The 24,334-nt window shown below is 46.1% G+C and carries 22 protein-coding genes and 3 riboswitches; of the genes, 14 read left to right on the top strand and 8 right to left on the bottom strand.

What is annotated here, in order from left to right:
* Nucleotides 1-139: 139 nt before the first annotated feature.
* The 3 genes from ACNFN4_RS14320 (at nucleotide 140) to ACNFN4_RS14330 (ending at nucleotide 2,433) form a co-directional block, all read left to right on the top strand.
* Nucleotides 140-1,492, top strand: a complete 1,353-nt coding sequence (locus tag ACNFN4_RS14320) for a TrkH family potassium uptake protein (protein ID WP_007408478.1) — start codon at nucleotides 140-142, stop codon at nucleotides 1,490-1,492.
* 94 nt (nucleotides 1,493-1,586) lie between these two features.
* Complete coding sequence (locus ACNFN4_RS14325) at nucleotides 1,587-2,261, top strand: DUF421 domain-containing protein (RefSeq protein WP_042635144.1); 675 nt, start codon at nucleotides 1,587-1,589, stop codon at nucleotides 2,259-2,261.
* Between the two features lies 1 nt (nucleotide 2,262).
* The gene (locus ACNFN4_RS14330) at nucleotides 2,263-2,433 is read left to right on the top strand and encodes a hypothetical protein (protein ID WP_007610936.1); all 171 of its coding nucleotides are present in this window, start codon (nucleotides 2,263-2,265) and stop codon (nucleotides 2,431-2,433) included.
* 41 nt (nucleotides 2,434-2,474) lie between these two features.
* Here ACNFN4_RS14330 and ACNFN4_RS14335 read toward each other — a convergent pair whose 3' ends face one another.
* Nucleotides 2,475-3,497, bottom strand: coding sequence for an acyltransferase family protein (locus tag ACNFN4_RS14335; RefSeq protein ID WP_007408475.1), 1,023 nt, complete (start codon nucleotides 3,495-3,497; stop codon nucleotides 2,475-2,477).
* Between the two features lie 255 nt (nucleotides 3,498-3,752).
* Here ACNFN4_RS14335 and ACNFN4_RS14340 point away from each other — a divergent pair, with 255 nt between their 5' ends.
* Nucleotides 3,753-5,972 carry a PAS domain-containing sensor histidine kinase gene (locus ACNFN4_RS14340; protein ID WP_020955724.1) on the top strand — a complete coding sequence of 740 codons (2,220 nt, stop codon included), beginning with the start codon at nucleotides 3,753-3,755 and terminating at the stop codon, nucleotides 5,970-5,972.
* Nucleotides 5,969-6,466, top strand: a complete 498-nt coding sequence (locus tag ACNFN4_RS14345; RefSeq protein WP_007408473.1) for a methylated-DNA--[protein]-cysteine S-methyltransferase — start codon at nucleotides 5,969-5,971, stop codon at nucleotides 6,464-6,466. Before ACNFN4_RS14340 ends, ACNFN4_RS14345 begins: the two co-directional genes overlap by 4 nt.
* A gap of 241 nt (nucleotides 6,467-6,707) precedes the next feature.
* On the opposite strand, the gene mtnA is transcribed toward ACNFN4_RS14345, so the two are convergent.
* From mtnA to ACNFN4_RS14360, 3 genes are all read right to left on the bottom strand, one after another.
* A complete protein-coding gene (gene mtnA / locus ACNFN4_RS14350; protein ID WP_015239731.1) occupies nucleotides 6,708-7,769 on the bottom strand; it encodes an S-methyl-5-thioribose-1-phosphate isomerase in 1,062 nt (353 codons plus the stop codon).
* A gap of 6 nt (nucleotides 7,770-7,775) precedes the next feature.
* A complete protein-coding gene (mtnK, locus tag ACNFN4_RS14355) occupies nucleotides 7,776-8,960 on the bottom strand; it encodes an S-methyl-5-thioribose kinase (RefSeq protein WP_119026943.1) in 1,185 nt (394 codons plus the stop codon).
* A gap of 109 nt (nucleotides 8,961-9,069) precedes the next feature.
* Nucleotides 9,070-9,224, bottom strand: a riboswitch (SAM riboswitch).
* Between the two features lie 92 nt (nucleotides 9,225-9,316).
* Complete coding sequence (locus ACNFN4_RS14360) at nucleotides 9,317-10,096, bottom strand: carbon-nitrogen family hydrolase (RefSeq protein ID WP_003154702.1); 780 nt, start codon at nucleotides 10,094-10,096, stop codon at nucleotides 9,317-9,319.
* 91 nt (nucleotides 10,097-10,187) lie between these two features.
* On the opposite strand from ACNFN4_RS14360, the gene ACNFN4_RS14365 reads away from it, so the two are divergent.
* The 6 genes from ACNFN4_RS14365 to ACNFN4_RS14390 all read left to right on the top strand — a co-directional run bounded on the left by ACNFN4_RS14365 (nucleotide 10,188) and on the right by ACNFN4_RS14390 (nucleotide 15,196).
* Nucleotides 10,188-11,384, top strand: a complete 1,197-nt coding sequence (locus ACNFN4_RS14365; protein ID WP_103526945.1) for a pyridoxal phosphate-dependent aminotransferase — start codon at nucleotides 10,188-10,190, stop codon at nucleotides 11,382-11,384.
* Nucleotides 11,385-11,420: 36 nt separating this feature from the next.
* Nucleotides 11,421-11,520, top strand: a riboswitch (SAM riboswitch).
* Nucleotides 11,521-11,601: 81 nt separating this feature from the next.
* Nucleotides 11,602-12,816, top strand: a complete 1,215-nt coding sequence (mtnW, locus tag ACNFN4_RS14370; protein ID WP_029974834.1) for a 2,3-diketo-5-methylthiopentyl-1-phosphate enolase — start codon at nucleotides 11,602-11,604, stop codon at nucleotides 12,814-12,816.
* Complete coding sequence (gene mtnX / locus ACNFN4_RS14375; RefSeq protein WP_061862128.1) at nucleotides 12,813-13,517, top strand: 2-hydroxy-3-keto-5-methylthiopentenyl-1-phosphate phosphatase; 705 nt, start codon at nucleotides 12,813-12,815, stop codon at nucleotides 13,515-13,517. Before mtnW ends, mtnX begins: the two co-directional genes overlap by 4 nt.
* Nucleotides 13,475-14,104: a methylthioribulose 1-phosphate dehydratase gene (locus ACNFN4_RS14380; protein WP_061862129.1), complete on the top strand. Its 630-nt coding sequence runs from the start codon at nucleotides 13,475-13,477 to the stop codon at nucleotides 14,102-14,104. Before mtnX ends, ACNFN4_RS14380 begins: the two co-directional genes overlap by 43 nt.
* A gap of 15 nt (nucleotides 14,105-14,119) precedes the next feature.
* Entirely contained in the window at nucleotides 14,120-14,656 is a 537-nt protein-coding gene (locus ACNFN4_RS14385; RefSeq protein WP_029974828.1) for a 1,2-dihydroxy-3-keto-5-methylthiopentene dioxygenase, read from the top strand.
* A gap of 279 nt (nucleotides 14,657-14,935) precedes the next feature.
* Nucleotides 14,936-15,196: an aspartyl-phosphate phosphatase Spo0E family protein gene (locus ACNFN4_RS14390; RefSeq protein ID WP_003154690.1), complete on the top strand. Its 261-nt coding sequence runs from the start codon at nucleotides 14,936-14,938 to the stop codon at nucleotides 15,194-15,196.
* Between the two features lie 211 nt (nucleotides 15,197-15,407).
* Here the strand turns inward: ACNFN4_RS14390 and ACNFN4_RS14395 are convergent, their stop codons facing one another.
* Nucleotides 15,408-16,925: an ATP-binding protein gene (locus ACNFN4_RS14395; RefSeq protein WP_029974827.1), complete on the bottom strand. Its 1,518-nt coding sequence runs from the start codon at nucleotides 16,923-16,925 to the stop codon at nucleotides 15,408-15,410.
* Between the two features lie 198 nt (nucleotides 16,926-17,123).
* On the opposite strand from ACNFN4_RS14395, the gene ACNFN4_RS14400 reads away from it, so the two are divergent.
* Nucleotides 17,124-17,570 carry a MarR family winged helix-turn-helix transcriptional regulator gene (locus ACNFN4_RS14400; protein WP_003154686.1) on the top strand — a complete coding sequence of 149 codons (447 nt, stop codon included), beginning with the start codon at nucleotides 17,124-17,126 and terminating at the stop codon, nucleotides 17,568-17,570.
* A 35-nt stretch (nucleotides 17,571-17,605) separates the two neighbouring features.
* Here ACNFN4_RS14400 and motB read toward each other — a convergent pair whose 3' ends face one another.
* The 3 genes from motB to clpE all read right to left on the bottom strand — a co-directional run bounded on the left by motB (nucleotide 17,606) and on the right by clpE (nucleotide 21,444).
* Nucleotides 17,606-18,391, bottom strand: coding sequence for a flagellar motor protein MotB (motB, locus tag ACNFN4_RS14405; protein WP_017417652.1), 786 nt, complete (start codon nucleotides 18,389-18,391; stop codon nucleotides 17,606-17,608).
* Nucleotides 18,363-19,178, bottom strand: coding sequence for a flagellar motor stator protein MotA (motA, locus tag ACNFN4_RS14410; RefSeq protein WP_007408461.1), 816 nt, complete (start codon nucleotides 19,176-19,178; stop codon nucleotides 18,363-18,365). Before motA ends, motB begins: the two co-directional genes overlap by 29 nt.
* Nucleotides 19,179-19,347: 169 nt before the next feature.
* A complete protein-coding gene (clpE, locus tag ACNFN4_RS14415; protein WP_029974825.1) occupies nucleotides 19,348-21,444 on the bottom strand; it encodes an ATP-dependent protease ATP-binding subunit ClpE in 2,097 nt (698 codons plus the stop codon).
* 401 nt (nucleotides 21,445-21,845) lie between these two features.
* Between clpE and ACNFN4_RS14420 the strand changes: the two genes are divergently transcribed.
* Nucleotides 21,846-22,883, top strand: a complete 1,038-nt coding sequence (locus ACNFN4_RS14420) for a YkvI family membrane protein (RefSeq protein WP_017417655.1) — start codon at nucleotides 21,846-21,848, stop codon at nucleotides 22,881-22,883.
* A 97-nt stretch (nucleotides 22,884-22,980) separates the two neighbouring features.
* On the top strand, nucleotides 22,981-24,102 hold the full coding sequence (locus ACNFN4_RS14425; protein ID WP_280157104.1) for a hypothetical protein: 1,122 nt from the start codon (nucleotides 22,981-22,983) through the stop codon (nucleotides 24,100-24,102).
* Nucleotides 24,103-24,209: 107 nt separating this feature from the next.
* A riboswitch (PreQ1 riboswitch) is annotated at nucleotides 24,210-24,254 on the top strand.
* Nucleotides 24,255-24,334: the final 80 nt, after the last annotated feature.

The following is a 24,334-nucleotide window of genomic DNA, read 5'->3' on the forward strand; positions in this document are numbered from 1 at the left end:
TCGTTTCAGAGGTTTTTTGTTTAAAGATCGGCAAATTACATAAGGTAATGAAAAATCTTTCTAAAAAGACCTTTAAAAATTCTCCCAATATCATTAGAATAATTACGTACTACATTTGAGAGGCAGAAGGAACTATCTTATGAAATTAAAACTGAAGAAATTCATACAGATCTTGTCGCCTGCACAGCTGATTGCATTATATTATTTTCTCGCTGTGACGGTGGCATTTATTTTGCTAAGTCTGCCGGCCGCCCACAAACAAGGGGCCAGCTGGTCGTTTATAGACGCGCTGTTTACGGCTGTAAGCTCAGTCAGTGTCACCGGTTTAACGGTCGTCAACACGGCTGATACATTCAGCACGGCCGGGATTGTCATTTTGGCTTTCGTGCTTCAATTCGGCGGAATCGGCATCATGACGCTCGGAACATTCGTCTGGCTCATTATGGGCAAACGGATCGGTCTGCGGGAACGGAAGCTCATCATGGTGGATCAGAATCAATCGCAGTTTTCCGGTATCGTCAACCTGATGAAGCAAGTGCTGTTTTTGATTTTATTAATCGAGTTTTTAGGCGGCATCATCTTAGGAACATATTTTTTAACGTATTATGATTCGTTTGAACAGGCGTACTTGCACGGATTCTTTGCGAGCGTCAGTGCCACGACAAACGGCGGTTTTGATATTACGGGAAATTCACTCGTCCCGTTCAGACATGACTATTTCGTGCAGTTTATTACGATGCTTCTGATTATTTTCGGTGCGATCGGTTTTCCAGTGCTCGTAGAAGTAAAGGACTTTTTGTTTTCAAAACAGCGCAGATACTCATTCACGCTGTTTACGAAAATTACGACCGTTACGTTCGGAATGCTCGTTTTGTTCGGAGCCGTGGGCATTTATGCGCTTGAAGCAAGCCATGTCATGAAGGGGAAAAGCTGGCATGATGTTTTATTTTTATGTCTCTTTCAATCAACCGCTACGCGAAGCGGCGGGCTTGCGACAATTGATATCAGCCAGCTGTCGGCGCCGACATTATTTTTCATCTGCGCCCTCATGTTCATCGGCGCATCACCGAGCTCGGTCGGCGGCGGAATCCGTACGACGACGTTTGCGCTTAACCTTCTTGCCCTGTTTCATTTTGCCCGGGGAAATAAAGCGGTCAAGGTCTTTAAACGCGAGCTTCACCAGGCTGATGTCATGAAGTCGCTGGTCGTTACGATGATGGCGATTCTGCTCGTGTTCGGATCGACGCTGATTCTGGCCGTGACCGAGAAAAATCAGACGCTCCTCGGACTGCTTTTTGAAGTGTGTTCCGCATTCGGAACGACCGGCCTGTCGCTTGGGATTACTCCGCATTTAAGCGACATCGGAAAATGCGTCATCATGATTGTCATGTTTATCGGCCGGATCGGCATTTTGACGTTCCTTTATCTGATCGGCCGAAAAGAAATCGAAGCAAATTATCACTATCCGAAGGAAAGAATGATTATCGGCTGACACCGCTTTTCAGAAAGCGGTGTTTTTTATTGCCGTAAAATGGATGAGTGGAAACAGTTTCTTTGGAGATTCTACTTGTAAAGAGGTGACGTCATTGTTTACCGTATTTTGGAAGTCGGTAGTTATGATAGCGGTCGGTACCTTTTTATTGCGGATTGCCGGACGGAAATCAATCAGCCAGCTGTCGGTGACCCAGACAGTCATCATGATTTCGATCGGCTCGATTATTATTCAGCCGTTTATTGAACATAATTTATGGGAAACTATTTTCGCGGCGGCGATTTTTATTGCGGTATTAATCCTGATGGAATATTTAGAAATCAAATCAAGCTTTTTTGAGTTTTTATTTTCAGGAAAAACCGTCGCCGTTGTCAGAAACGGAAAAATCATCCCGGAAAACTTAAAAAAAATGCGTTTTACCGAAGCTCAGCTGTCAATGAGGATCAGGCAGGAAGGCCTCGGAGACATTCAAGATTTTAAATATGTGCTGCTTGAGCCGAACGGACAGATCGGCTATGAACTCATTGATGAGGCCAAAAACGTGACAGTGCGCGACTTGAAAAAAATGCTTGATGAATTCAAAACAGATTTGCTGACAGAAGGAGGAAATCAAATGAAACGCAAAGCAGCAAAGAATGAAGCTTTGACGAACAACAACACACCGACTGAGAGCATGGACAAAGATGCATACAAAACACAATATGACGGTGATCCCGGACTGAGAGGCGCAAACCGCAAATCAAAACACGGCAAACAAGGAGGCGAGTAACATGACGAAAAAAAACCGCCACAGCAAAGACATGCAAAACCATAAAAAGCCGATGGACCCTAAATTGCTTGAAGAAGAGTTTGCAAGCGAGCTCGGTGATTATAACGCCGGAAAATGGATTGAAACGCTTGAACAGACGAAGCCAAAGAAAAAAGAAGACGGCAAACAATAAAAAATACCTCTTAGGCGATAACGCTTAAGAGGTATTTTGCATTATTTCGAATAAGCACCGTTTCTTGTTCCTTTCACCGCTTCAAGCCAGCCGGTGATCCGCAGCTCAATAAACGGCTGTGCGGCCGTTTTCACCGCATTGCTGGAGAGAATGGACGTAAGAGCGGCCGTTAAAATTAAGAGCATGACTAAATTCTGATAATCAGACAAGTGATCTTCAAGCCCGATCTGCCGCAGCGTTTTTATAATGAATCCATGCAGCAGATACACATAAAACGTTCTCGTCCCCCATTTCGTAAAGAAATAACGCTTTTGCGGAACGAGCGCCAAAAAGCTGAAAGTGGCGGCAAAGGCCAAAACATACCAGCCGATGCGCGACAGACCGCTCAACAGCGACACTGTGCCGAATGTAGAATAAGGCTCCGATCCGAACAGCCACGAGTAATCAAAGTCAATACACCAGCATAAGAGGAAAACAATCCCCAGTACGCCCGCGGCAATCTGCCTGCCTCTTTTAGCCCGAAGCAAATCAAAATGCTGTTTCTTTAAATAAAACCCGACGAGAAACATCGGAAGAAAAACAAACGTCCGTGAAAGACTCAGCGTGCTGCTGATAAAATCAAGATACCCGATCATGACGGCAAGCCCGCAGCTCGCCCCAAGCGCCCACATTTTCGGCAGCTTCGTAAAGGGATAAAGCAGCAGATTCCAAAAGAATAAGCTGACTAAAAACCAGAGAGACCACTGCGGATCAATCGGATTGACGCTTGCCATGCTTTCATCCTGAATCAAATAGTAAAAAACTGAGTAAATGCCCTGAAAAATCAAGTACGGAATAATCAGCTTCACAGCCAGCTTCTTCACATAACCTTTCCGCTTAAAGTTTTTTGCGAAATAGCCGGAAACCAGGATAAAGGCCGGCATATGAAAAGTATAAATGAATTTGTAGAGATGGAGCATAAACTCATTTCCGTTAATAAATGACCGGAGGATATGGCCGAACACCACCAGAAAAATCAAGATAAACTTAGCGTTGTCAAAGTAACTGTCTCGCGATTTTGTCATAGCATCACCTTCTCTTCAAAAATCATCCACTGCATGATTATTTCCTGTTGGTGTTCATTTTAAAATAAAAAACAAAAAATTGAAGGAGGACAAAAGGGATTGTTAGGATGATGTAACGGGGAGGTAAGGATCGTAGAAAAAGACTTTAACTTGTCATATCATTGAAATTTTCTGAAATGTATAGGGCGAATGAAGGAAGATGAGGTATTTTGTAGAAATATTGAAGGATAGGTTTTTGAAGAAGGAGTGTACTGAATGGCTGAAACTCTGGATTTGCAAACAAACGAGTCGCTGAAAGAGCAGCTGAAGCGGATGAAAGAGGAAAATGACCGCCTGAAGAGTGATTTGAACCGGTATCACGTGATTATGAATAACACGCTTGATGCCATTTTTATATGCCGTAAGGAAATGAAAATCGTCCAGGCGAACGAGGCTGCGGCCCGGATGATGCAGATTGAGGCAGAGAGCCTCATTAACCGCTCCGTCCTGGATTTTTTATATTCCGTGCCTCAGGAAGAACTGAATAAGGCCGTGAAAAAGTTTTTAAAAAAAGGCCATCTGTGGAAAGAGGTGCCGATTAAGCTTGACAGCGGCGCGACGAAATACATTGAATTCCTCGCCAGAGACGGAATTGGGGAGGATTATTTTTTTGTGGTGATGAGGGACATCTCCTCTAAAAAAATATTAGAGCGCGAATTCTCCATGAACGAGCAGCTGTTTAAAGATTTGTTTGACAGGGCTGTCGACGGCATCGTGCTGTTTGATAAGGACGGCGGGTTTATTGATGCGAACCTCTCTTTTTGCAAAAGCTTTGAGATCGGCCAGAATGAATTGTCCCATCTGTCGCTCCGCCATTTTACCGACGGAGAAAACAAAAAGCATCTGAAAGAAATCTGGGAAACCCTCCGCAGAAAAGGAAACGCCAAAGGAGAACTGCCCGTCAAGCTTCGGTCGGGCGAAGAGAAGCTGTTTGAATTTACGATTACGTCCAACTTAATCAGCGGGTTCTACATGTCCATTATGAGAGACATAACAGAGAAACGGTTGATGGAATTGAAACTTTTCAAAAGCGAAGAGCGATTCCGCGAAATTTTTGAAAACGCCATGGACGCGATTGTCATTTGGTCTGATGACGGAAAGATTGCCAAAGCAAACGAATCGGCGTGCCGCATTTTCGAACTGCCGATGGATAAACTGGTGGAGACGAATTTATGTACGTTTATCGTTGATCCGCAGAAAAAATACAAACAGATTAAGAAAAAATATGAAAAATACGGGGAAATCCGTGAAGAAATGCTGTTTCAGATGGCAAACGGCCAATTTAAAGAGCTGGAATTCACATCAAAACGAACCATACTTGAAGGTCAGCATTTAACCATTTTAAGAAATGTCAGCGATCGTAAGCGGATGGAAAAGGAATTGCGGGAAAGCGAGCTGAAATTCAGAAAAGTATTCAACGGCTCAATGGACGGCAAGGTCTTATTTGACAACCAATTCCGCATTATTGACGCGAATCCTCTCGCAAGCCGTATACTCGGTATGCCGGATGAGGAGCTGAGAGCGTACACCGTTCCGGATATTCTTTCTTTATTTGATATTGAAAACGCGGGTGTTCCCGCCAGAAAGATTGATTTAGAAGGAATGGATAATGAAATCCCCTTCCTGTTAAGCAGCAGCGACAGCCGCAAACTGGAATTCTCCTTCAAAAGAAATATCATTCAAAATATGAATCTGGCCATCTTTAAAGATGTCACAGAGGCCAAAGAGCTTGAAGAGAGGCTGCGGAAATCCGACACTCTTCATGTTGTAGGGGAGCTGGCGGCGGGCATCGCCCACGAAATCAGAAACCCGATGACGGCGCTGAAAGGATTCATTCAGCTTCTTCAAGGAAGCATTGAAGGCGAATATTCTCTGTACTTTAACGTCATTACCTCAGAATTAAAACGCATCGAGTCTATCATCACTGAATTTTTAATTTTAGCGAAACCCCAGGCGATATTATATGAAGAAAAAGACGTGACGCAGATTATGAAAGACACGGCTGATCTTTTGAATGCCCAGGCCAATCTTGTCAATGTGCAGATCCATCTGAACCTGACCGGAAACATCCCGCCGATTTACTGTGAACCGAATCAATTAAAACAGGTGTTTATCAATATTTTAAAAAACGCCATTGAAGTCATGCCGGGCGGCGGCAATATCTACGTGACCATTCAGTCTTCTGATCAAGACCACATTTTGATTTCTATTCAAGATGAAGGAACAGGCATTTCCGAAGACAAATTAAAACGTCTGGGTGAACCATTTTACACGACAAAAGACAGGGGAACGGGCCTCGGTCTCATGGTCAGCTATAAAATCATCGAAGAACATCAGGGACGCATTCATGTGGAAAGTGAAGAAGGGAAGGGCACCGTTTTTCATTTGACGCTTCCGATCCGGCAGAATACCGAAGAAAGAAGGAGCGGGGAATGATCTGTTTTACAAGTGTGAGAGCGCCGTTTGGAACCGTCATCATAACAGAGGAAGAGAGCTTTATTACCGGCCTGTTTCTCACCGGGGAAGATTTTGAGGAATGGCGGAAAGACGCGCCCGGCGTAAAGCCGTGCGAAACCGCTTTGCTGTCGGAGGCGAAACAGCAGCTGGCATCATATTTTTCAGGAGAAAGAAAGCAATTCTCTCTGCCTCTGAGACAAAAAGGCACACCCTTTCAGGAAAGGGTATGGAACGCGCTGACGATGATTCCTTACGGGGAATCCCGAAGCTACGGCGATATGGCTGAAGCGATCGGAAAACCGAAAGCGGTGCGCGCCATCGGACAAGCCAATAAACGAAACCGGCTGCCGATTTTGATCCCTTGCCATCGGGTAATCGGCAAAAACAGCGCCTTAACGGGATACGCGGGCACGAAGACGGATGTAAAAGCGGTGCTGCTGAACATCGAACAAATATCCTATAAAGAAAAATAAAGCGTATGGCACGTTCCGTTTTTTCACGTCCGACATATCATTTTATTAAGTGAAAAAAGTTGGTCTGATGAAAAAGGAGGACGAAGCCTGATGAAAATGAGCCGTCCGCAAAAGATAGCCGGTTATGCAGAGCTGTTTTTTAAAATGCATCTCATTACAGCCGTCCAAAAAGATGAAGTGATTACATTGTGCAGACAAAAAAACCGCTGACATTGCCTGAGGCAATATCATCAGCGGTTTTTCAGCTCAGCTGGCAGTCAGTGAATAATTGTTCAATTTCTTCCGTGTAAGAGCCGGTCACAATTCCTTTCTCGGTTATAATGCCGGAAATCAGGCTGCCCGGTGTGATGTCAAAGGCCGGATTGAAGACCGGCACATCTTCGGGAGCGGTGCGTATGCCGGAGATCTGTCTGACTTCATCCGGATCTCTCTCTTCAATCGGAATCTGATAGCCGTTTTCAATCTGCAAGTCAAATGTCGAAAGCGGTGCGGCCACAAAAAACGGAATTTGAAAGGCGTTTGCCAAAATAGCGAGGCCGTACGTTCCGATTTTGTTGGCCGTATCACCGTTTTTTGCAATTCTGTCAGCGCCGACAATGACTGCAGAAATATGTTTTTCCTTCATTGTATGGGCGGCCATGCTGTCGGTAATGAGCGTGACATCAATTCCGCCCTGCATCAGCTCCCACGCCGTCAGCCGTGATCCTTGGAGAACGGGTCTTGTTTCACATGCGTAGATATGAAGGCCGAGATCTTTTTGTTTCGCTAAGTAAAAGGGAGCAAGCGCCGTACCGTATCGGCTTGTGGCAATCGAGCCCGCATTGCAGATGGTCATGATCTGGTCGCCTTTTTTAAAAAGGTGCAGCGCATTCTGGCCGATCATTCGGCATGTTTCTTCATCCTCAATCTGAATTTGAATGGCTTCATGAACGAGCGTTGTCTTCGCTTCATTGATTGAGATCGCATCCCTGATGGAATCCGTCAGTCTGTCAAGCGCCCACGCGAGGTTGACGGCAGTGGGCCTCGAACTGTTTAAATACGCTTTGACATCCGCGAACTGACGTCGGAAATCCGAAAGGTCGCGGGCTTCAAACGACTTGGCGGAGAGCGCGAGTCCGAACGCCGCGGTTATACCGATGGCCGGGGCGCCCCTTACTTTCAGCGTGACAATCGCGTCGAATACATCTTCCTTTGTTTCAAGTTCCACATATTCAGTGACGTCGGGAAGCTTTTGCTGATTTAAAATGCGGATGTAGGTTTCTTTCCATTCTACAGAACGGGGGATGGCAAATTCATTGGTCATGCTGCATCATTCCTTTACACGGAGCTTAAATTGGTCCAGAACCTCGGTGATATGCTTCAGTTTTTTTCTGTTTTCGATATAATAGGCGCCGATGTCAAGCGCGAGCTTCTTCCGTTCGATTCGTTTGTCAAACGGAGTGATTTCATCTAAGTCAGCCACATGGGCGAGTCCGATCGTGCGCCGGATCAGTTCGCATCCCGCAAAACCGACCGCTTCCTCAAACGCGTTTTTCAGTGTGTCTTCCAGCAGGTGTCTGCGGGAAGGCAAGCAGTCTTTCTCCCATGCTTCACTGAATGTTTTCACAAATGTATCCCATACGGCGGCAGTATGATCATATAACGGCTGTCTGTCGTCACCGTCGCGGCTGAGGGCGTTTAACAGCAGATTGGCGATAAATTGGCCGATGTCAAACCCGATCGGTCCGAAGAAAGCAAACTCGGGATCAATCACCTTTGTTTCATGTTCATCGGCAAAGATGCTTCCCGTGTGCAGATCGCCGTGAACCAATGTTTCCGCGGAATTCAGAAAGATGGCTTTCAATTCGTCAGCGCCTTCTTTCAGCCGGGAATTGTTCCAAACTTTTTCTGCGTATGGGCGCAGCTCCTCTTCAAAATCGTTTGTCTCATGGTCGAGAAACGGTTCTGTAAACACAAGCCTTTCCGTAATATTGCAAAGCTCAGGATTTGTAAACTGCTTTGCAAGCTGCTGCTTTACTTTCACATCAAGCGCATAATCAGATGAGTAAAACAGCGTTTTCCCTAAAAATTCACCGATATGAACCGATAAGTTCGGATAATGCTGCCCTTCCAGCAGCCCTTTTCTTGAAATCCGCAAATGGGAGAGGTCTTCCATTACCGTGACGGCCATTTCAGTATCGGAATAGTAAACGGCCGGAACGAGGTGCGGCACGTGTTCGCCCTGGCGGATGAGGGCGCTGCTTTCGATTCTCGCCCGATCAATCGTAAGCGGCCAGCTTTCACCGACGACTTTCGCGTAAGGGATTGCCTGTTTAATAATCAGTCCTTTTTTGTTTTCTTTATCGTAAACATGAAAGACATAATTTAAATTGCCGTCGCCGATTTCACGGCATGTCAGAGTGCTTTTGTTTTGGAATAAGCCGAGCTTGACGGCTAACGCGGCGGCGGAGCTTTCTGTTAATTGTTCATAAAGACTTGTTTTAGTTGCTGACATGGATTTACCCTCCAATTATGTAGTGGCAGTAAGAGATCGTGACGGAGAATACGCCCGAAAAAAAGCCTCCTTCTCTGAAAGAGAAGGAGGCTGAAACAGTGCAGTCCGCCTCTTATCTCTCAGATAACATCTGATGGAATTAGCACCGTGCCTTATGAGACAATCGTCTCGGCGCAAAATGTACGCGCCCCATTTCACAATGGAATTACGGTCGGTTGCTGTTGGGGTCAAAAGGCCAATCCCTCGCCCAACTCTCGATAAGAGAAAAATATATTGATTTGTATCACAATTCGGATTAATCAGTTGATGAAAATATTAGCAGGTGCCGGATATTCTTGTCAACATTTTTTTGAAAATTAATATAAATCACGCCGCAAGTCTTGGAAAACCGGAATGGTTCCGCGGACGGCCGCGCTTTCTGACACATCGATTTCCGCCCGGACTGCGCCTTCCGTCCGGTCTCCTTCGGCTAAAATCCGGCCCCACGGGTCAATAATCAGGCTGTGGCCGGCAAATTCATTATCGGGATTGGACCCCGTGCAGTTAGAGGCTGCGACAAAACATTGGTTTTCAATTGCTCTGGCGATAAGCAGGCTTCGCCAATGATCAAGGCGGGGCAGAGGCCATTCAGCAGAGATAAACAGGACATTCGCGCCCTGGGACGTATGCTTTCTGATCCATTCGGGGAAACGGATATCATAGCAGATCAGCCCGGCGCACTTGACACCATCAAGCTCAAAGGAACCGTCACTGTTTCCTGCTGACAAGTAAAGGTGTTCATCCATCAGCTGAAACAGATGTGCTTTCTGATACCGCTTCACGATCTGTCCGCTGTTATCGGCGATGTACATGGTGTTATAGACATTTTCGCCTTCTTTGACCGCAAAAGATCCGGCAACGAGGTGTACGTTGTATGTTTTTGCCGTTTCTTTAAGCCATTGTTCCGAAACTTTGCCGTTTTCATCCGCCAGCTGATCTAGCCGTGTGAGATCATAGCCGGTCGTCCACAACTCAGGAAGCACGATTACATCCGCATGGCGGCTTTCTTGCTCAATCAAAGATTCTGCTTTTTTAAAGTTTTCTGAAGGATTTCCGTATGAAATATCAAATTGCAAACAGGAAACGGTCCATTTCATTTTTTAACACCTCAAGTTTCTCTTTACTTTTTTTATTTAACCATATATGATGATGGACTATCATTTCAAGACATTTTTAGAAGGTGAAAATATGAACTTTGAAATCTCAGATGTACTCAAACAGCTGCCGGAACAATTTTTCGCATCATTGGTGCAAAAAGTGAATCAAAAGCTGAAAGAAGGCAGAGACGTCATCAATTTAGGGCAGGGAAACCCTGATCAGCCGACGCCTCAGCATATCGTTGAAGAAATGAAGCGCGCCGTCGAAAGGCCGGAAAATCATAAATACTCATCATTCCGGGGCGCTTACAGCTTCAAAAAAGCAGCCGCTGCATTTTATGAAAGGGAGTACGGGGTCACACTTGATCCGGAAACGGAAGTCGCCGTGCTGTTCGGAGGCAAGGCGGGACTTGTTGAGCTTCCGCAATGTCTTTTAAACCCTGGAGATACCATTCTGGTGCCTGATCCCGGATATCCTGATTACTGGTCAGGCGTCGCCCTTGCGAAAGCGAAAATGGAAATGATGCCGCTGACGGAGGTAAGAGGGTTTCTCCCTGATTACAGCGTAATTCCTGAAAAGGTGCGGAGCGAGGCGAAGCTGCTGTATCTCAATTATCCGAATAATCCGACCGGCGCTGTGGCGACAGAGGCGTTTTTCGAGGAGACGGTCGGTTTTGCGGAACAAAACGGCATTTGTGTCGTTCATGATTTCGCGTACGGAGCCGTCGGTTTTGACGGGCATAAACCGCTGAGCTTTTTGCAGACCGAAGGCGCAAAAGAGACGGGAATCGAAATCTATACCTTGTCTAAAACCTATAATATGGCGGGCTGGCGGGTCGGATTTGCCGTCGGAAACGCTTCTGTCATCGAAGCGATCAACCTTTATCAGGATCATATGTTTGTCAGTTTGTTTCCCGCGGCGCAGCAGGCGGCGGCAGCCGCTCTTTTAGCGGATCAGGCATGCGTCGCAGCGCAAAATGACAGATATGAATCGAGACGCAATGCATGGATTGAAGCCTGCCGCGATATCGGCTGGGATGTGACGGCTCCGGCGGGCTCCTTTTTTGCATGGCTCCCTGTGCCTGACGGTTATACGTCACAGTCGTTTTCAGACTTGCTGCTCGAGAAAGCGGATGTCGCGGTCGCTGCCGGAAACGGGTTCGGAAAATGGGGGGAAGGCTATATAAGAGTCGGTCTTCTGACAAGTGAAGAAAGACTTAAAGAAGCTGCGGAACGGATCGGGAAACTGAATCTTTTCACCCGAAAAAGCATTGACATATCAGGATAACAATGCGATAATTCAAAATACTTTATAAAATCATTATTCTTATCAAGAGCAGGCAGAGGGACGAGCCCGATGAAGCCCGGCAACCGACTGATAAAGCACGGTGCTAATTCTTGCAGCAGGAGCTGAGAGATAAGATTCGGACATAACACGAAGCCTCTTTCTGCTCATACGGAAGAGGTTTTTTTATGTTTTGCGAAAGAAAGAGAGGCGTTCACGCATGAGCGAAGTATTGGCAACATATCTTCTGACAGACACAACGGACAGTGAAAAGCGGGCGGAACAGATTGCGGCGGGGCTGACGGTAGGCTCCTGGACTGACCTGCCCCTGGTGAAGCAGGAACAGCTCAGAAAACATAAAGGGCGGGTCGTAAAAGTTGAGGAGAAAGAAGGAACCTCAGAAAACGAAACACAATCCGTCATCACCATCGCCTATCCCGAGGCGAACTTTTCAAGAGATATTCCGGCCGTCCTGACGACGGTATTCGGAAAGCTGTCACTGGACGGAAAAATAAAATTGACTGATCTTGAATTTTCTGAAGGGTTTAAACGCTCCCTTCCCGGGCCGAAATTCGGTATATACGGCATCCGCAAACTGCTGGGCGAATTTGAAAGACCGCTTCTGATGAGCATATTTAAAGGCGTGATCGGACGGGATCTCGCCGACATTAAAGAACAGCTCAGACAGCAGGCGCTCGGCGGCGTGGATCTTATTAAAGATGACGAAATTTTCTTTGAAAATGAACTGGCTCCGTTTGAAACCCGCATTATCGAAGGAAAACAAGTCCTGAAGGAAACCCGGGAGGAGACGGGGCATAAAACGCTGTATGCCGTAAACCTTACGGGAAGGACCGCTGAATTGCGGGATAAAGCGAGGCGCGCGGCAGAACTCGGGGCGGACGCGCTTTTATTGAATGTGTTCGCTTACGGTTTAGATGTGATGCAGAGCCTTGCTGAAGACAGGGAAATCCCGCTTCCGATCATGGCGCATCCGGCAGTCAGCGGCGCGTTCACATCATCTCCCGTTTACGGCTTGTCGCATGCGCTTTTGCTCGGCAAGCTGAACCGCTATTGCGGCGCTGATTTCAGCTTATTTCCGTCACCTTACGGAACCGTTGCTCTTCCGAAGGAGTCCGCGCTTGCAATCCATGATGAATGTGTAAAAGACGATGTCTTTCATCCGTCGTTTGCCGTCCCGTCAGCAGGCATTCATCCCGGTATGGTGCCATTATTGATGCGCGATTTCGGCATCGATCACATCATCAATGCCGGCGGAGGCATTCACGGCCACCCGAAAGGAGCCGAGGGTGGCGGAAAAGCGTTCCGCGCCGTCATTGATGCGGTGCTTGAAGCGCAGCCGATTGAAGAAAAAGCCGCGTCGTGCAAAGATCTTCAGCTCGCATTAGACAAATGGGGAAGGGTGGAAGCCGTATGACCCGCACACCGCTGATTATTTGTGATTTCGACGGAACGGTCACCATGAACGACAACATTGTCAGCATGATGAAAGAATTCGCGCCTCCTGAGTGGCTTGAATTAAAAGACGGTGTTCTGTCTAAAAGCATATCAATCCAAGAAGGAGTCGGACGGATGTTCGGACTGCTGCCGAGCAGCTTAAAAGAAGAACTGACCGGCTTTATCCTGAAGGATGCGAAAATACGGGACGGCTTTTTTGATTTTGTCTCGTTTGTCCGCTCAAACGACCTCCCGTTTTATATCGTAAGCGGAGGAATGGACTTTTTTGTGCATCCGCTTTTGGAAGGGATCGTAGAAAAGGAGCGGATTTTCTGCAATCATGCATCCTTTGACAATGAATATATTCATATAGACTGGCCGCACGCCTGTGACGGAGCCTGTACCAATCAATGCGGCTGCTGCAAACCGTCAGTCATCCGGAAGCTATCCGATCAGCAGAAATTTCTCGTTATGATCGGTGATTCGGTCACGGATGTCGAGGCTGCAAAGTTATCCGATATGTGTTTTGCGAGAGATTATCTTTTGACTGAATGCAAAGAACTCGGCCTCCGGCATCTGCCTTTTCAAGATTTTCATGAGGTGAAAACAGGCATTGAAAACATCGGGGAGGTGCAGGCATGGCTGCAAAAGAAGAACGCTGGCGCGAACTTGCCGAGGTAAAGCGCGAGCTGGCCGAAAGAGACTGGTTCCCGGCAACGAGCGGGAATCTTTCCATCAAAGTATCCGACGGGCCGCTGACTTTTCTCGTTACGGCGAGCGGAAAAGACAAACGAAAAGAAACAGACGAAGATTTTCTCTTAATCGATGAGAACGGGAAGCCCGCTGAGACCGGCCATTCTTTAAAACCCTCAGCGGAAACGCTTCTCCATACTTACTTATACCAAAAGACAGACGCCGGCTGCTGTCTGCATGTCCATACCGTCAATAATAATGTCATCTCAGAGCTTTACGGGGATGAAAAACAAATCACTTTTCAGGGGCAGGAGATGATTAAGGCGCTCGGATTATGGGAGGAAAACGCGTCCGTGACCGTTCCGATCATTGACAATCCGGCGCACATCCCGGCATTGGCCGAAAATTTCGCGCACCATGCGGACGCCGGATCAGGCGCGGTGTTAATCCGCAATCACGGCATTACGGCATGGGGGCGGACCGCATTTGAAGCGAAAAGGGTGCTGGAAGCCTATGAATTTTTATTCAGCTGTCACCTCAAGCTTCTGGCACTTCGTCCGCAGCTGGTAAAATAAAAGGAGGAATAGAAAATGGCGACCATCAGAATTCATGACGAAAAGAATACGATCATTGAACATCAGGAAGAAGTAGCACGCTTCTTAGACGAGCAAGAGGTGATCTATGAGCAGTGGAACATTGAAAAACTTCCGTCTGAGCTTTCGGAAAAATACGATCTAACTGAAGATGAAAAAGAACGGATTCTCGCGGCGTTTGACACGGAGATTCAGGACATTTCAGCCCGGCGCGGATATCAGTCTCAGGATGTCATTTCTTTATCAGATACCACGCCGAATCTTGATGAATTATTAAAAAATTTCCAAAGAGAACATCACCACACGGATGATGAAGTCCGCTTTATCGTCAGCGGACACGGCATCTTCGTCATTCAAGGCAAAGACGGCACATTTTTCGACGTCCGTTTAAATCCGGGAGATTTGATTTCAGTTCCGGAGAACATCCGCCACTACTTTACGCTTCAGGAAGACCGCCGGGTCGTCGCAATCCGAATCTTTGTGACGACTGAGGGCTGGGTGCCGATTTACGAAAATGAAAGTGTGCAAAACTGATAGACGCCCGAACCTCTCATGCACCCACCGGCATGAGAGGTTTTTTATTGTAATATAAAGTCAGCTGTGGCTGTTTTTTAATTCCTGAATATGCCGCATTCTGTTTATATCATTACCCGAATGGGTATTATTCTCGTATTCATGCAAAGATTCCAATATGAAATGAAAAAATAAGTTATTTAGTAAAAAAATGTTTACAAATAAAGTATAATCTGTAATAATGCTCAATAACCCAATCAAACTTGTTTCCTATTCTTTTAGCGGTGAGGGGTGAAGTGAATGGGCAGTTATTCTGAACAAGAAAAATTGCTTGTATCTATTGATAAAAAAAGAAAAATGATGATAGATGCGGCTAACAGGCAAGGGTTTACAGGATATGACACGATCAGGCACAGCCAGGAACTGGACTGTCTGATGAACGCGTATCAGCAGCTGGTAAACCGTGATCGTACACATCACCAAGGAATACAGGGCCTTGTGAAGAAAATAGGCTTGTTCTCCCGCGGTGACGTCATGCCTGCATATGAAGCAAACAAATGATTGATGATAAAACAGATAACGAAGACTGAATGCGCTTCCTGATCAAGCGCCGCATCCGAAAGATGACCGCGTACAGTCAGCAGATTTTTCCGCTGGCACGGCTCACGAAGCGCCTCGTACTATCTGCCGGCTATGATGCCGTTCCTCTGGTATATCCTCTTACACATATTCTTCTTTAAATAAAAAAACACCCCGATCCAGGGTGTTTTTTTCATCGAGAAGCGGCAGGGAGGGCAATGGTGACCTCTGTGCCCTTATCGACTTCGCTTTGAATGTCAATCGAACCGCCGTACATCAGCATGATTCGTTTACATACGACAAGGCCGAGGCCGGTGCCTTTTTCCTTTGACGTTACAAACGGAAGAAAAATGTGCTCAAGCATATCTTCAGAAATGCCCATTCCGTTGTCGGCCACCTTAATGACTGCTTTATGATCGCGGGCTTCTAAATAGATGGACAGCCGGCCGCCTTCCTGCATGGATTCCAGCGCGTTTTTCGCGACATTTAAAATCACCTGTTTAATATGGTCTTTCGTGCAGTTGACCTTGAGCGGCCGATTGACGAGAATCTCCACATTCACTTCCACATTATACAGATTCCCTTCAGAATAAATAATCGGCATAATCTCATCAAGAATATCCTGCAGCGAGTTCACTTCCAACCGTTCAGCAGTGGGTTTTCCAAGCACTAAAAACTCACTGACAATCTGATTGATCCGTTTAATCTCCTGCTCAATAATTGAGAAATACAGCTGATCTTCCTCCGATTTGTATTTTTTCTGCAAAAGCTGAATGAAGCCGCTGATCCCTGTAAGCGGGTTGCGGATTTCATGGGCGGTGCTGGCGGCAAGCGTTCCGATCAGCTCCAATTTCTGCGCTTCATTTTGAGCACGCTCCAGCTGGGTCTTGCGCTTAAGCAGATAATATTGAACGAGGATGAACAGAATATTCAGCAGCACGGCAATACTGGACATCGGCAGCAGCACGCTTTTGGTCAGCTCATTCAGCTCAACCGGTTTCGGATAAACATTGATATTCCAATTAATATCATCCAGATAGCCGCTGACCGGTTTCACACCTTCTGATTGATCAGCCCGTCCGCTGGCAAATATCACTTTATTCTGATTGGTTGCCTTGACATAAACGTCAGGGCTCAGCATATTGATCATATTTCTCAAATAATCGACTTGTATGGCGGCTACTAAATAATCCGTGACTTCCCGTTTTGCGTCTAACACCGGCACGCAGATCGTGAAGATGCGCTGGCCTGTAATTCTGCTGGAGTAGTCATTTGTGATGACCGTTTTTTTCGTCTTTTTCGCCTTCGTAAAATACGGTCTGTCGGCCAAATTCACCTTTGATTTCAGATCAGTTGTGCTTGCGATGACATCACCTTTGGAATTCAGCATATACAGACCGCTGAATCTGGGTTCATCCTCAAAAGCCTGATCGAGAATGTCAATGATCTTTTCTTCATTGACAGGCTTATCGACAGCGATCGCAAGTGTTGTCATCCGGGCTTTTGTTTCACCGATTAAATAATTGAGCTTATTGCGGTGAAGGTTGAGCATCATACTGGCTTCCTGTATGTGTTTATCGGCTATTTTCTGCTTTTCTTTTTCATAAATGAAAAAGCTGATAATAAGTGCCGGGATGATCACCAATATGAGATAAAGCTTGATCTTTCCCCGGGCACCTTTAAATGTATTCACTCTGCATCGCTCCAACATTACACTTGAATAGAGGTATTATATCATTTTTATACTTCTTTAATAAGAAAAAATAACCAAAATGATAGAAAAACAAATTATTTTATTAAGGTCAGACAAAAAGAAGAGAAATTTTGGAAACATTTTTGTTGACATTTTTCATTTTGTTTATTAATGTTTCTCTGTAACGGTTTCTTTTGTAAAAGGATGATTGAATGTATGACGGATAAAACAGAAAACTCATTGAAATTATTTATTGTACTGTCACGTGCGTACCGATCTATTAACGACCATATGAATAAACATATTCATAAGCACGGCCTGAACCCGACGGAATTTGCGGTGCTTGAGCTGCTGTACCACAAAGGCAACCAGCCGCTTCAGCAGATCGGCGACAAAATTTTATTAGCGAGCGGAAGTATTACATACGTTGTTGACAAATTAGAGAAAAAAGAACTTCTCATCAGAAAAGCTTCGCCGACTGACAGAAGAGTGACTTTCGCACAGATTTCCGAAAAGGGAATCCGTCTTTTGGACGATATTTTCCCTGATCATGCTGAAGAAATTAAAGAAATGATCAGTGTGCTGAGTGATGAAGAGATAGAAATGTGTACGGAAATGCTGAAAAGAGTGGGATTAAACGCTAAACATTTTCATCAGAAATAAAAAAGGAAGCCATTTGAAAGGCTTCCTTTTTTATATTACTGATTTTGGTCAGTCGCGGCGTTTCTAGGCTGTATCAATACCTCGACGCGCCTGTTTTTGCTGCGCCCTTCAGCGGTTTTGTTCGACACGGCCGGTTTATACTCTCCGAAACCTTTGGCGCTGAAAACTTTTGCGTCAAGTTTCGGGTTTTCTGTCAGAATAGCCATGAAGTTGACGGCCCGCATGACGCTTAAATGCCAGTTAGATTGATATTGTGAGTTTTTAATCGGTACATTGTCCGTATGTCCGCTGATGATAATGTTCCTCGGCGGATTCAGCACAAGGAGATTCGAGATTTCCTTGGCAAGCGGAATATCTTCCTGACGGATATCCGCCCGTCCGGAATCAAAAAAGATACTGTCTTTAATCGTAATTAAGAGTCCTTCTTTAGTCAGCTTTGTTTCAAGCTGAGTTTCAAGCTTTTTATTTTTTATAAATTGATTGACTTGCTTTTGCACGCCTTCAAGTTCTTCGCGGTCGGCTGCTTCTCTTTCTTTCTTTTTCTGTTCTTTATCTTTTTCCTTGTCTTTTTTTAACTGATCAACGCCGTCTTTTTCGTTTTCAGGAGGGGTGAGGCTTGAATATTCAAGAACACCCGTGCCTCCGGTAAACACGGCGTTAAATGATTTAGACAGCATTTGGAATTTCGCCGCATCGACCGAGCTCATGGCGAACAATACAATGAACAGAGCCAAAAGAAGGGTGAGCAAATCCGCGTACGGGATCAGCCAAGACTCATCCACATGCTCGTCATCATGCTTCTTCTTCTTTTTTCTCGCCATTGTTTGCCTCTCCTTCTTGTTCAGCGACTTTTGCGCGTTCATTCGCAGGAAGATACATGAGAAGTTTTTGTTCGATCACTTTCGGAGCCTGTCCTTCAAGCACTGACAGAACGCCTTCGATCATGATTTCACGCAGTTTGACTTCCTGCTTTGATTTGCGTTTCAGTTTGTTGGCGAAGGGATGCCATAGTACATATCCTGTGAAAATCCCGAGAAGGGTGGCGACAAACGCCGCACTGATGGCATGTCCGAGCGCCTCGGTATTGTTCATGTTGGAAAGAGCGGCGATAAGGCCGATGACCGCACCCAAAACGCCGAGTGTCGGCGCATATGTGCCGGCTTGTGTAAAGATGGCTGCGCCGGCCTGGTGTCTGTCTTCCATCGCTTCAACTTCCTCAGTCATAATATCTCTGATAAATTCTGCGCTTTGTCCGTCAACCGCCATGCTCAGGCCGTTTTTCAAAAATGCGTCATCCACGTCTTCAATGCTTGCTTCCAATGCGAGCAGACCTTCACGTCTGGCGATTTGCGCCCATTGAGAGAACATAGGAATTAATTGCGCAATTGTCAGCTGTTTGTTTTCTTTAAACAGCACTTTAAAAAGGGCAGGCACTTTTTTGATTTCTTTTCCGGGGAATGCGATGATCACCGCAGAAATCGTACCGAACAAAATAATCAGAATAGCTGCCGGGTTAGCGAGTGCGCTTAAGCTGACCCCTTTCAGCACCATGCCCACGCTTAAAGCAATCAAGGCGAGGATGATACCGATAATCGATGTTTTATCCATAGTTTTCACCAAATCCTTTATACTAGCTTTCTATGGTTAATATCGGTGGCAGTGCATGGAACTTTAGGGTGATTGAGAAATTGTTCCCGAATTCTTCACAGTTTCTCCCTTCCGGCATGGAGAAAGAAACAAAAAAGCGGCTCCCCGAAAGGAGGGGACCGCTTTTTTCTTATTGTGCCCGGACTTTGATGCCGTCCTCTTCCATTACGACATGGAAGGCTTTTATTTCGTTGTCATCCAATAAGAGATCTGTCATTTCGTCCTCGATCAATTCTTGGATGGTTCTTCTGAGCGGGCGTGCTCCGAAAGCGGGGTGGTAGCCGATTTCAGCGATTTTTTCTTTCGCATCATCGGTGACGCTCAGGCTGATGCCGCGCTCTTTTAATGTGTCTTCAAGCTCTGTGAGAAGCAGGCTGACGATTTTCACGAGATGTTCTTTTTTCAGGGATTGGAATTCAATAATGCTGTCAAATCGGTTTAAAAACTCCGGTTTGAAGAACGCGCTCAGTGAATCAATCAGCGTTTGTTCTTCCAGGACGCTCTCTTCAGATTGGAATCCGACTTTCACCTGTTTTTCGCCGGTTCCAGCGTTGCTTGTCATAATCAAAACGGTATCTTTGAAGCTGACCGTTCTGCCCTGGCTGTCTGTCAGACGGCCGTCCTCCATAATCTGCAGAAACATATGCTGGACATCAGGGTGGGCTTTTTCAATCTCATCGAGCAGCACGATGCTGTACGGATTGCGGCGCACTTTTTCCGTTAATTGACCGGCTTCATCGTGTCCGACATATCCCGGCGGTGAACCGATGATTTTTGATACGGCGTGTTTTTCCATGTATTCACTCATATCGAGACGGATAATGGAATCTTTTGTACCGAACAGTTCATCTGCGAGTGTCTTTGATAACTCGGTTTTTCCGACTCCGGTCGGTCCGACAAAGAGGAAGGAGCCGACAGGTCTGTTTTTGGATTTTAAGCCGGCGCGGCTTCGTCTGACCGCTTTCGCCACTTTTTTCACGGCTTTTTCCTGACCGATGACGCGCTGATGAAGATGTTCTTCAAGTTCCTTCATTTTGACTTGTTCATCAGCCTGGAGTTTTCCGACCGGAATGCCTGTTTTCTGTTCAATGATGGCTTGAATATGCTCCGCCCCGATTTCAGGTGAAGAGGCCGGTGTTTCATGCGCCAGCTGCTTTTCCAACGCCGCTTCTTCATCACGCAGTTTCGCGGCAAGCTCATAATTTTCTTCATGAAGCGCTTTTGTTTTCTCCGCGTCAATTGCTTTGAGTCTCTCAGCCGCATCTTCTTCATTTACGGTATCAAGCTCCAAGTTCGCCTTAGAGCCGGCTTCATCTAATAAGTCGATCGCTTTATCCGGCAGGTGGCGGTCCTGAATGTAACGGGATGAAAGCGTAACACAGGCGTTTATCGCTTCATTGTTGAATGTGACGCCGTGGTATTTCTCATATTTATCTTTAATGCCTTCCAGAATGCTGATGGCTTGTTCTATTGTAGGCTCGTGAACCATGACGGGCTGGAAGCGTCTTTCAAGCGCCGCATCTTTTTCAATCTGGCGGTACTCTTTCAGCGTTGTCGCCCCGATGACCTGCAGCTCGCCTCTGGCAAGCGCCGGTTTCAGGATGTTCCCGGCATCCATTGATCCCTCGGCAGAGCCGGCACCTACAAGAAGATGAATCTCATCAATGAACAAGATGACGTTTTTCCGTTCTTTTAATTCGTTCATTAATTGTTTCATTCTTTCTTCAAACTGGCCTCTGATCCCTGTATTGGCGACGAGAGAAGCGACGTCAAGCAGGTAAAGCTCTTTGTTTTTCAATTTGTTCGGCACATCGCCTTCAGCGATTTTAAGCGCGAGACCTTCTGCAATAGCCGTTTTACCGACGCCCGGCTCACCGATCAGCACCGGATTGTTTTTATTCCGGCGGTTCAAAATTTCAATTACGCGCGCCACTTCATTATCGCGGCCGATCACAGGGTCAATCAGACCTGCTTTTGCGCCGTTTGTGACGTTTTGAGCGAGCTCGTCGAGCAGGCCTTTTTCAGGGCCGGCCTGCTGTTTATTTTGATTGGGAGCGAAACCTTGCTCAAACGGGAATCCGAATGATTGCGGCCCCATGCTCATAGACGGTTTTCGGGTTAATTCTGTATAACATGTTTCACATAAAACGAATTGTTTTTGAATGGAATTGACTTGCATGTTCAGGCGAATCGTCGCCTCGTTTTTCTGACAATGTTGACAACGCATTTGCCAAAACCTCCTTGGAAAATGTTTGATCATCTTTGACCAAATGGATTAGAAAATAAGGTCTTAACTTTGACCTTCTTTGATTAATAGTATACTTTGACCTTCTTTGACTTTCAAGTGTTTTGTTTCAAACCCCGAAAAATAAATGTTTACAGCATGATAAGTGATATTTGTGAGGTTTGATTATTTTTGACCAATATAGTCAGAAAGGAAATGAAATGCTTTGACCTTTCTTGATGAAGAGTATACGCCGGCCCTTTTTTTCTTTCAATATTTTTGCTTAGAGGAGAGAGCTGAATCTGTTTTCTCCGGGGAAGGACGATTTGCTCGTCTTTTTGGGTGACTTGTCTCATAAGCATATATAAAGGCCTGGACAAATCTGCGCTTAGCCGGAGGGTGAAATGGGACAAACAAAAGGTTCTGCAAGTCAGCTTGCATTTGTATACGTAGGCACGGTTGTAGGAGCCGGTTTTGCCACGGGACGGGAAATCGTTGAGTTTTTTCTGAAGTTTGGCTGGATCGGTCTGTTCGGTATCGTGGTAAGCGGTCTGATGTTTACATATTTAGGCGCCAAAATCATGATCATTTCCAAACGGATTCACGCAGCGTCTTATCAGGAATTGAACACATATTTATTCGGCCAGTCCATCGGCCGTGCCGTAAACATGTTTATGATGTTTATATTGCTGGGAGTGACCTCTGTCATGCTGTCCGGAGCGGGGGCGCTGTTTCATGAACAGCTTGGATGGTCTGCACAAGCGGGGATCCTTTTGACGATCGTACTGAGCTTTGCCGTCATGACAAGCGGTGTTAAAGGTGTGTTCGGCGTCAATATATTGGTTGTACCGCTTTTAATTTCTTTCTCTTTTATCGTGACAGCTGATTCATTTGTATTTACAAGCACGAGAAACGCGGACGAATGGGTATGGCCTGACAAGTGGAACTGGCTTTTGTCCGCCGTCTCTTACGGCGCGTTAAATTTATCGCTCGCCCAAGCCGTCCTTGTGCCGCTTGCGAACGAAATGTCTTCAGAGAAGGTGATCAGAAAGGGGGCTTATTTAGGCGGCGTTCTGTTGACACTGGTGCTTGCCGCGAGCTTTTTATCATTATCGGTGCTGCCGGATGTGCTGGAGTTTGACATTCCGATGGCTCAAGTTGTCTATTCGTATTCGCGTTCGCTTCATATCATTTATTTGTTTATTATTTTCGGGGAAGTGTTTACGTCGGTCATCGGCAATTTATACGGATTGGAAAAACAATTAAACAGTTTTCTTCATATAAAAAGTACATATATTTACGGCGGCATTTTGGCGTTTGCTTTCATTATCAGCCAAATCGGCTACGGACAGCTGATTTCCACCGTTTACCCGGTGTTTGGGTATGTGAGCCTCGCTTTTATCGGCGCATTGATTTGCAAAAAAATCCCGAAAGAAAAATAAGGATATAAGGAAAATGTCTGTATTTTTTGGGAATTCCCCTTCTTTTTTCCTGACATTTCTGTATAATGAATTGGGAAATGATGGGGAGGAGTAAGAGATGAAAGCTCGACGTGTATTATTGGGATTTATTTTTATTTGTATCGGCATTGCGTTTTTTTTACAGAAGGCGGGAGTTATACATATATCCGCAGGTTCGGCGTGGCCGTTTCTTTTCATTATAATGTCCGCAGGGTTTCACGGCGGATTTATTTTTGCGAAAAAAACGCCTGACCAGGCGGGACTGCTCGTTCCGGGCGGTATGTTTCTTGTGCTGGGCTGCCTGTTTTGTTTTGAAACGGCAACAGGATGGACGTATTCAGGCGTGACGTGGCCTGTTTATATATGGGCGCCTGCTCTCGGTCTGTTTGAGCTGTGGTATTTCGGCGGGAGGAAGTTAGGTGTATTGATTCCTGCTTTCATCCTGACAGCCGTGGGAGCACTATGCTTTGCCGGTATGCTGATGCCGGGGCTGTGGCCGCTTTTGATCATCGCAGCCGCGCTTTTGTTTCACGCGGCTGCCTTTATGCAGCCGAAAAAAAGATCGGGCCTTCTTATTCCGGGCGGCATTTTGCTTGTGACGGGCGGCTTGTTATGGTTTGAAACGCTGACGGATTGGACATACGCAAGTATGACATCGCCTGTCTACCTCTTTGCCGTTGCGTTCGGCCTGTTTGAAGCTTGGCTGTTCGGCAGAAGGAAAAGGGGGCTTTTGACTGCTGCTGCGGTTCTATGCGCCGCGGGCATTTTCGGCATATTCACCAATGCAAATGAAGTCATCAGCGAACGCGGCTGGCCCGCTCTCATTCTTTTGCTGGGCGCCGCTTTTCACATTCCGATTTTCGGCCCGAAACCTGTCAAAAACGCGGGACTTCTCGTACCGGGCGGCATCTTGTTGATTACGGGGATCTTGTTTGTCTTTGAAACGGCAACCAATTGGTCCTACTCCGGTGTGACATGGCCTGTTTACCTGTTGGCAACGGCATTCGGTTTATTTGAGCTGTGGCTGTTCGGCGGGAAAGAGAAGGCGCTGCTCATCCCGGTTGCGGTGCTGACCTTGACAGCACTTTGCTTTATGATGACGAATCAGCCGATCATTCCGGTTTCTGTTTTCTGGCCTGCTTTATTTGTTCTGATCGGGATTGCGCTGATGGTATTTCCCGGGAAAAAACGCGGGGCCTAATCCCGCTTTTGCAGCCTGACACAGGTTCAGGCTGTTTTTTTATTGTCACGGGAAACAACATTATGGTATGATAGCGAAAGTGAAAAAAGAAGAAAATCCGTATGTATGCGGGAGAGGTTCTAGCTACACCCTCTATAAAAAACTAAGGACGAGCTGTATCCTTGGATACGGTTTTTTTATGTTTTTTTAGGGCGCCTTCTCCGAAAAAGGCGCTTTTTTTATGGAATGATAG

The organism is Bacillus sp. N1(2025), assembly GCF_053470005.1.

What these genes read in the sequence shown, in the direction of transcription:
- ACNFN4_RS14365 (WP_103526945.1), top strand. Translation starts at nt 10,188, where the DNA reads ATGAACTTTGAAATCTCAGATGTACTCAAACAGCTGCCGGAACAATTT.
- motB (WP_017417652.1), bottom strand. Translation starts at nt 18,391, where the DNA reads ATGGCGAGAAAAAAGAAGAAGAAGCATGATGACGAGCATGTGGATGAG.
- ACNFN4_RS14320 (WP_007408478.1), top strand. Translation starts at nt 140, where the DNA reads ATGAAATTAAAACTGAAGAAATTCATACAGATCTTGTCGCCTGCACAG.
- ACNFN4_RS14425 (WP_280157104.1), top strand. Translation starts at nt 22,981, where the DNA reads ATGAAAGCTCGACGTGTATTATTGGGATTTATTTTTATTTGTATCGGC.
- ACNFN4_RS14360 (WP_003154702.1), bottom strand. Translation starts at nt 10,096, where the DNA reads ATGAAATGGACCGTTTCCTGTTTGCAATTTGATATTTCATACGGAAAT.
- ACNFN4_RS14340 (WP_020955724.1), top strand. Translation starts at nt 3,753, where the DNA reads ATGGCTGAAACTCTGGATTTGCAAACAAACGAGTCGCTGAAAGAGCAG.
- motA (WP_007408461.1), bottom strand. Translation starts at nt 19,178, where the DNA reads ATGGATAAAACATCGATTATCGGTATCATCCTCGCCTTGATTGCTTTA.
- ACNFN4_RS14420 (WP_017417655.1), top strand. Translation starts at nt 21,846, where the DNA reads ATGGGACAAACAAAAGGTTCTGCAAGTCAGCTTGCATTTGTATACGTA.
- ACNFN4_RS14335 (WP_007408475.1), bottom strand. Translation starts at nt 3,497, where the DNA reads ATGACAAAATCGCGAGACAGTTACTTTGACAACGCTAAGTTTATCTTG.
- ACNFN4_RS14330 (WP_007610936.1), top strand. Translation starts at nt 2,263, where the DNA reads ATGACGAAAAAAAACCGCCACAGCAAAGACATGCAAAACCATAAAAAG.
- mtnW (WP_029974834.1), top strand. Translation starts at nt 11,602, where the DNA reads ATGAGCGAAGTATTGGCAACATATCTTCTGACAGACACAACGGACAGT.
- ACNFN4_RS14400 (WP_003154686.1), top strand. Translation starts at nt 17,124, where the DNA reads ATGACGGATAAAACAGAAAACTCATTGAAATTATTTATTGTACTGTCA.
- ACNFN4_RS14390 (WP_003154690.1), top strand. Translation starts at nt 14,936, where the DNA reads ATGGGCAGTTATTCTGAACAAGAAAAATTGCTTGTATCTATTGATAAA.
- ACNFN4_RS14395 (WP_029974827.1), bottom strand. Translation starts at nt 16,925, where the DNA reads ATGTTGGAGCGATGCAGAGTGAATACATTTAAAGGTGCCCGGGGAAAG.
- mtnX (WP_061862128.1), top strand. Translation starts at nt 12,813, where the DNA reads ATGACCCGCACACCGCTGATTATTTGTGATTTCGACGGAACGGTCACC.
- mtnA (WP_015239731.1), bottom strand. Translation starts at nt 7,769, where the DNA reads ATGACCAATGAATTTGCCATCCCCCGTTCTGTAGAATGGAAAGAAACC.
- ACNFN4_RS14380 (WP_061862129.1), top strand. Translation starts at nt 13,475, where the DNA reads ATGGCTGCAAAAGAAGAACGCTGGCGCGAACTTGCCGAGGTAAAGCGC.
- clpE (WP_029974825.1), bottom strand. Translation starts at nt 21,444, where the DNA reads ATGCGTTGTCAACATTGTCAGAAAAACGAGGCGACGATTCGCCTGAAC.
- ACNFN4_RS14385 (WP_029974828.1), top strand. Translation starts at nt 14,120, where the DNA reads ATGGCGACCATCAGAATTCATGACGAAAAGAATACGATCATTGAACAT.
- ACNFN4_RS14345 (WP_007408473.1), top strand. Translation starts at nt 5,969, where the DNA reads ATGATCTGTTTTACAAGTGTGAGAGCGCCGTTTGGAACCGTCATCATA.
- mtnK (WP_119026943.1), bottom strand. Translation starts at nt 8,960, where the DNA reads ATGTCAGCAACTAAAACAAGTCTTTATGAACAATTAACAGAAAGCTCC.